At 62.9% G+C, this 2450-nt stretch carries 2 protein-coding genes; both read right to left on the bottom strand.

The window, feature by feature from the left end; translation table 11 throughout:
- Nucleotide 1: 1 nt before the first annotated feature.
- A complete protein-coding gene (locus ABI213_RS11205; RefSeq protein ID WP_348014669.1) occupies nt 2-1390 on the bottom strand; it encodes a transaminase in 1389 nt (462 codons plus the stop codon).
- On the bottom strand, nt 1387-2450 hold a 1064-nt coding region (locus ABI213_RS11210), incomplete at its 5' end, for an aminotransferase class III-fold pyridoxal phosphate-dependent enzyme (protein ID WP_348027093.1). The genes ABI213_RS11210 and ABI213_RS11205, both read right to left, overlap by 4 nt.

Below are 2450 nucleotides of genomic sequence, written 5' to 3' on the forward strand. Positions count from 1 at the left end.
ATCAACGCGCCTCGCAGCGGGCAATCAGCGCGGTGCAGAAGCCTTCCAGCACCTGCAGATAGCGTTCGCAGTCGCCTTCGGTAGAGGCGGGGCACATCAGCAGCATGCTGTGGAACGGGGTGATCAGCACGCCCCGGTTCATGAAGTACACGTGCAGCAGTGACTCCAGCACACCGTCACGTCCGTTCTTCACATCGGTGGCATCAAAGGGCTCGTCGGGGTGGTACAGCGTCTCCATGCGCGCACCCATCAGGGCCACAAACCAGGGTAATTTATGGCGCTCTATGACAGAACGGGTGCGTTCGGCCAGCAGGGCGGCGAGGGCCACCATGCGGCCAAAGGCTTCGTCGGTCAGCACATGGGTCAGCACGGCGCGTACCGCGGCCACCTGCAGGGCGCTGCCGGCCAAGGTGCCGCCAAAGCCCAGGTGGGCGCTTTGCCGTACCTCGGTGGGGTTGACCTTGGGGACGACCTGCCACATGCGCTCGGCCACGGCCTGGCTCACGCCGTACAGGCCTACAGGTATGCCGCCGCCTACGGCCTTGCCGACCACGAAGAAGTCGGGCTGCAGGCCTTGGGCACCGGTACAACCGCCGGGGCCGTTGGAGAAAGTGTGCGTCTCGTCAATGATCAGCAAGGTGCCGGTTGCGGTGCAGGCGGCGCGCAGCGCGTCCAGAAAGCCGGGTTTGGGGGCGAACATGCCGTAGTTGGTCATGAAGGGCTCGGTCAACACGCAGGCTACGTCGCCATCGGCCAGGGCGGCCTGCAGGGCGGCTATGTCGTTGAACTCCACCACCTTGGAGACGCGTGCATGGTCTACCGCGTTGGCATGGATGCCGTTGCGCATCACCATCTCGCCCTGGTCGCCGAGGGCAACGTGGGCCTCTTCCACCGAACCGTGGTAGCAGCCGTTGAAGACCAGCACTTTCTCTCGGCCCGTGACCATGCGGGCGATGCGGATGGCCGCCCGGTTGGCATCGCTGGCCGAGGTGGTGAAGCCCCAGTACGGCAGGCTGAACCTGCGTGTCAGCTCCTGGCCTACCCACTGTGCGTCTTCGGTGGGCAGCATCAGCGTGGCACCACGGGACAGCTGCGCTGCCACGCCTTCGGTCACCGCGGGGTGGCCATGGCCGCACATGCCGCCGGTGTCGCCCAGGCAGAAGTCCACATAATCTTGTCCGTCTACACACCGCAAGTGCGTACCTTGGGCGGATTGGGCCACCAGCGGGAAGCCACCCGACCAGCGGCGCATCCAGTGCGATGGCGCGCCGTACAGGTAGTGTGCTTGACCCGCTTGGAAGTTGGCCTTGGATTGCGGATGCTTTTCGGCGAACAAGGTTTGCTCGTGTACCAGCATCTCGTGTACGGCGATGGGGTTTAGTTGGATCATGGTGCGACCTTTTTGAATGCGCCTTCCAGCGCATCGCACAGCACGTCGATCTCGCTGCGCGAAATAGTGAGTGCGGGCGACAGAATGATGTTGGGGCCGGAGGTGCGCACCATGGCGCCTAGTCGGTAGGCTTCGCGGGCGACCTCAGTGACTTCCTTGGCACCGCGTGCAAAGCTGGCCTTGGTAGCTTTGTCAGCCACCATTTCAAGGCAGACCATCAGGCCCACGCCGCGCACATCGCCAATCAGGCGATTGCGCTGGCCCAGGTCTTTCAGGCGCTGCATCAGGTAGTCGCCTTGGCGGGCAGCATTGCCCACCACATCTTCTTTTTCCAACGCGTCCAGGGTGGCGAGTGCCGCAGCGGCGGCAATGGGGTGGCCGCTGTAGGTGTAGCCATGGGTAACAGAGCCCAGGGAGGCATCGCCTTGCTGGAACACCTCTGCGACGTTGGCGGAAATGGCGGTTGCACCCAGGGGTACGTAGCCGGAGGAAATGCCCTTGGCTAGGCACCACATATCGGCCTTGACGCCCCACAGGCGTGTGCCAAACATATGGCCGGTGCGGCCAAAGCCGGTCACCACTTCGTCGGCAATCAGCAGCACGCCATGCTTGTCACACACCTTGCGGATCAATGGCCAGTAGTTGGCGGGCGGCACGATGACGCCGCCAGAGCCCTGTACAGGTTCTGCAATGAATGCGGCTACGGTGTCAGAGCCTTGGAAGCTGATCTCGCGGTCTAGTTGCTCGGCACATATCTCGGCCAGGCGCTCAGGGTTTTCGGTATAGGGATTGCGGTAAACCCAAGGCGTATCGACGTGGAAGCAGCCGGGCAGCAGGGGCTCGTAATTGCGGCGGAAGTTGGTGTTGCCGTTCACGCTCATGCCGCCAAAGTGCACGCCGTGGTATCCCATGCGCAGCGAGATGTATTTAGTCCGGTCGCCCTGACCCTTTAGTTTCCAATATTGGCGGGCCAACTTGAGTGCACCTTCCACCGCGTCCGAGCCACCATTGCTGAAGAAGACCGAGGTAACGCCATCAGGCTCCATCAACTTTACCAGGC

Origin of the sequence: Rhodoferax sp. (assembly GCF_039922535.1) — a bacterium.
Classification (GTDB): domain Bacteria; phylum Pseudomonadota; class Gammaproteobacteria; order Burkholderiales; family Burkholderiaceae_C; genus Rhodoferax_B.

Bases quoted from the DNA above. Each gene is read 5' to 3' on its own strand.
- ABI213_RS11205 (WP_348014669.1), bottom strand. From the start codon at position 1,390: ATGATCCAACTAAACCCCATCGCCGTACACGAGATGCTGGTACACGAG.